Source organism: Salinimicrobium xinjiangense DSM 19287, assembly GCF_000423585.1.
Classification (GTDB): Bacteria; Bacteroidota; Bacteroidia; order Flavobacteriales; family Flavobacteriaceae; genus Salinimicrobium; species Salinimicrobium xinjiangense.
In genome coordinates, this window is sequence record NZ_AUIG01000045.1 from 1 (window position 1) to 4,679 (window position 4,679).

4 protein-coding genes are annotated in these 4,679 nt (G+C 46.2%); all 4 read left to right on the plus strand.

The genetic code is table 11. The features are described 5' to 3' along the window. Positions 1 to 413: 413 nt before the first annotated feature. A complete protein-coding gene (locus G564_RS19980; RefSeq protein ID WP_051205455.1) occupies positions 414 to 1,436 on the plus strand; it encodes an amidohydrolase family protein in 1,023 nt (340 codons plus the stop codon). A 93-nt stretch (positions 1,437 to 1,529) separates the two neighbouring features. Further along, positions 1,530 to 2,810, plus strand: coding sequence for an alpha/beta fold hydrolase (locus tag G564_RS19985; RefSeq protein WP_051205457.1), 1,281 nt, complete (start codon positions 1,530 to 1,532; stop codon positions 2,808 to 2,810). Positions 2,811 to 2,897: 87 nt separating this feature from the next. Continuing rightward, positions 2,898 to 3,338: a hypothetical protein gene (locus G564_RS0112945; protein ID WP_029038031.1), complete on the plus strand. Its 441-nt coding sequence runs from the start codon at positions 2,898 to 2,900 to the stop codon at positions 3,336 to 3,338. 15 nt (positions 3,339 to 3,353) lie between these two features. After that, positions 3,354 to 4,679, plus strand: a 1,326-nt coding sequence (locus tag G564_RS0112950) for an amidohydrolase family protein (protein WP_156879238.1), incomplete at its 3' end; no start/stop codon positions are given.

Below are 4,679 nucleotides of genomic sequence, written 5' to 3' on the forward strand. Positions count from 1 at the left end.
AATCCCAATTCACCAATCCCTAATTAACCAGTTAACTATTTCCGATTCCCGAATTAACGAATTAACGATTTACGACTCTCGACCTCTCTAATCCCCAATCCCCAATCCCAATTCCCAATCACCATTAACCAATAACCAATAACCAATAACCAATAACTCTTAACAAATTTCCAAATCTACCGTCAGCGTCCGGGAAAAAATTCTAAAAATCTGCAACTACCTGAAGCTGAATTTATTATATTGTAGGATATTTCCGGGAGAGAATGGCTTCCTCCAGCTTAATAGTTCTTTTCTCATATAGGAACCCTCTGCATTTTCCCTCACTTTTCCGCAGAGAAGACATTTGTTTTTCCCCTTAAATGCTTTCTGACTGAGTTAATAATACCTGGTCATCATCTTAAAAAGACCTCTTTATGAAAACATCAGACCATCCAAAAAAGGGAATTTATTCGTTCATTTTTTTCTTCAGCTTCCTGCTTATCCAGCCGGTGGTAAGTCAGGATACAGGTGATGAGGAAATAAGAACCGGCGCTTCAGAAAAATATACCGGACCCATCATTGACATGCACCTGCATTCCTATTCCGATGACTTCTGGGGTCCGGCACCAAGCCCCGCAACCGGAAATCTTTCAGGTACAACAGCCAAAGAGCAGATGGAACAAACATTTGAAGTTATGCGGAAGCACAACATAGTGCTCGGTGCAGTCTCGGGAATTGATCCTTCCAGTGGAAATGACTGGCACAGCTTTGACCAAAGCAGAACCCTGCGGGGCATCGAACTCCGGGAGCCATCGGAATTTATGTCGGCAGACAGCCTCCGGATGATGATTCAGCAGGGGAACCTGGACATGTTGGGGGAAGTGGGTGCTCAGTATTTTGGATATTCTCCTTCAGATCCAGGTTATTATCCCTTTTACAAGGTGGCGGAAGAGGAGGGCATTCCCGTAGGCATACATACCGGGGCAAGTTTCCCCGGTACTCCTTTCAGGTGCTGCCCAAAATTTAGATTGAAAATGGGAAATCCGCTGCTCCTGGAAGATATGCTTGTGGAATTTCCGAAGCTCAGGGTTTTTATGATGCACGCCGGTGGGGCGGGACCTTATTCAGAGTATGCCTTAATGATGATGAATATGTACCCGCAGCTCTATACAGATATTAGTATAGTTAACTGGATCCCAGGCATGGAGCCGGTACTGGAATCTTTTCTGCGACAGGCTAAACAAATGGGAATGCTCGACCGGATCCTTTTTGGAACAGATCAAATGATATGGCCCGAAGCCATTGGAATAGCAGTGGACAACATCAATTCCCTGGACTTTTTAACCCTGGAAGAAAAAGCAGATATCTTCTATAACAATGCGGCTGAATTTCTTGGTCTTGAAGAGGATGTCATTAATCAGCATCACGAGATGCTGGCAGGAGGGAAGGGGAAATGAAACTTTTAAAAGAAAACCCACCTGGACAGAGGAAGGATGGGCTGAAATAGAAAAACTGATAGAATTTACATCAAAGAGATCAAAAAAAGAAATATGAAATCAGTATTCACTTTATTATTACTCATTGGGATAATACCGCATCTATCTGCACAGCCTGTTCCTGCTACCCCACAAATTGTTGAAGTAGAGGGAGCAAAAATGAATATAATGACGGCAGGATTTGAGCACCTCCGGCAAGGAGTACCTGTTGTAGTATTTGAGAGTGGGGCGGGCACCTCAATTAATAACTGGAGAAATGTTTTCACTGAAGTTTCTAAATTCGCACCGGTAATTGCATACGATCGAGGCGGCATTGGTGAATCTGAATGGGATGGACAGCCGCCAGGCCCGGATCGGGTGACAGACAAGCTGCAGGCCCTTTTGAATGTCCTGGAGGCGCCACCACCCTATGTTTTAGTTGGCCACTCCTGGGGAGGCCACCTGATAAGGCATTTCTCCGGACGTTATCCCGATAAGGTGGCAGGTTTGGTTTATGTGGACCCGACCGACTTTACGCAGAGCCGTGCTGAGGAATTGGCTGCACTTACCGAGATTGGTGTAGTTGATGGCGAGACAGCGCTGGAAGCAATGGACCAGGCTTACAAGTTCTACACTTTAAAAGCACCACCTGCCATAAAAGCTGAGTATGCTGTTTTCGATAGTCTCGCAAAGTTAGCTCCTGAGGAACGGGGCCTTCTGCCTTCCCCCTCTGTCCCTGTGGCAGTCCTTCTTGGAGCGAGATACAGGACACCTCCTCCCAGTCCACCGGGGATCGAATTTGGATTTGAATATCGTGACTACTTTGAGGCTACTATCCGGCAGAGAGTTCGGAAAATGAGCGGATGGGTAACCACGGCTCCCGAAGGATTTTTAGTGTTGTCGACCCAGGCCAGCCATTATGTTCACCAGGACGACCCGGCTCTTGTCGTGGATGCCATTGAGCGTGTCGTCTTTCCTGATATAGCACGTCAAATTCGGGAGGCATTAGCTAATGGAGGTCAGGAGTTAATGACTGAAACTTACCAAAAGATAAAGAGAAGCTACCCGACAGACCAATTGGAAGAGAAACTTCTCAATTCGCTTGGTTACGAGTTGCTGCGGGAGAGACAAGTAGAAAATGCCATTGTGGTCTTCAAATTGAATAACAAGGAATATCCTGATTCGCCAAATTCTTATGATAGCCTGGCTGATGCTTACAATGCTGCAGAACGGCTGGAAGAAGCCAAACAATACTATCAAAGGGCTGTGGAGCTTGCGGGGGAACAGGGTCATGAAAGGCTGGAGACTTATCGGAAAAAGTTAGAGCGGGTGACAAAGCAACTCGAAGAGCAGTAGAAAGTAATTTGATATTAAACCGGATGCCGGAAATGGAACCGGTGCCGGAATCTTTTCTGCGGAGAACATTTTTAAAAGTTCAGATCTATGACAATTAAAAAGAAAATCTCTATTGGTATCCTCAGCCTGGTTTGTGCTGTAATGCTCTTGTTCGCAGGGGAGATATTTTGGATGGCCAGCAGTGGGAATTTAATGCCTGTCATGGAACAGAATATTGGGAAAACCTCCACTGAACTCAGAGCTTATAGTCCTGGTTTACTTTCAGTTTTCTTTACCTCTATAAAAGCGGTATCAGCTCTGTTGCTAAGTATATCTGTCGGGATCCTGATCCTGATCTATGGGCCGTTCAGGAAACAAAGAAAATGGGCTTCCATAGTTATTTACGCGCTGCTCTTTGTGTGGCTTATCCCCGCCATTCTTATCTACTCCTCCCAACCTAATGCGCCCTGGATGCTATGGGTTGCTCTTTTAGTGCTGGTGGTGATCTCCCTGGTTTTGGAAATATTGGAAAGTAAAAAAGTGGTGTAATCTAAAGTGTTTAAGATGAAAAGAATTTCAAGGATATCATTATTCACATATGTAGGCCTTAGCTTGCTCCTTTTTGCTGCTCTACCTCTTACTGCACAAAACTCCGAAATAGCAAAAAGTGAAAGCCTGCTCGCTCTCACCAACCTCACTGTGATATCCGGTACGGGAGAAGCACCGCAGCCGGGGCTGACAGTACTTATTAAAGGAAATGAAATCGAAAAGATCTTTCCCACAGAGGAGGAGTCAGTCCCGGATTCGGCCGAAATACTCGATCTGTCCGGCAAATTTGTGATGCCGGGAATGATCAACACTCATTTTCACCTGCCCATGATAGGATGGAGCAGGGATTCTGTAGCACCCCAACTGGAACGAATGCTATATGCCGGAGTAACTGCTATCAGGGAACTTGCGGGGGATGCACGTTTAGCGGCCGAATTAGAACGTGCGAGGCTAATTGACGATGCTCCATTTCCAAAGATCTACTGGTCTGCCCGGATGGCCGGTCCGGAGTTTTATAGAAACAGATCGGGAAACAAAAGCTGGATAGGCTATGAAGCAGGTAAGGCACCCTGGGCACAGGTCGTAACGGGCGACTCCGACATGGAAAAAGTTGTTAGTCTTGCCGCGGCTACGGGAGCCAGCGGTCTAAAACTATATACCAATCTATCGCCGGAGGTAGTTCATCCACTCATACAGGAAGCGAAGCGGCAGGGAATGCAGACCTGGGCCCATGCCACTCTTTTTCCGGCCGGACCACTGGATGCTGTGAGGAGTGGAGTAAATACTTTATCTCACACCTGTCTCATCCCTTTTGGATTAGGTCCCAATGTTCCTTTCAATCAGTCTGATCTTGTACCTCTGGATCCCGATAACTTTGATTTTGAAGATCCTTTACTTTTGGAGCTACTTGATGAAATGAAAGAGCGGAGAGTCATTATGGATGCGACTGCCCGGAATGCTTCCCTGGGTCCCGCATCCAAACGCCTGCGCTGCACACCTGAACTGCAGAACAGGATCCTGAAAATGATGCACGCAAAAGGAATTCCCATTTCCACCGGCACAGATTTTTTCCTGGCCGAAGGGGAACCCGATCCCACACTTTTTTCAGAAATAGCGTATCTGGTGGAGGGAAAGGTACTCACTCCTCTGGAAGTTATCACAGCAGCAACCTTAAAGGGGGCAAGAGCACTGGGAATGGAAGACACCTACGGAAGCATAGAAGCAGGAAAAATAGCCGATCTTGTAATACTGAATGGAAATCCAACAGAAGATATTGCCGCTCTAAAGAAGATCTTTGCTGTAGTTAAAGAGGGGAAAATATACTACCGAAGTGAGTATGAT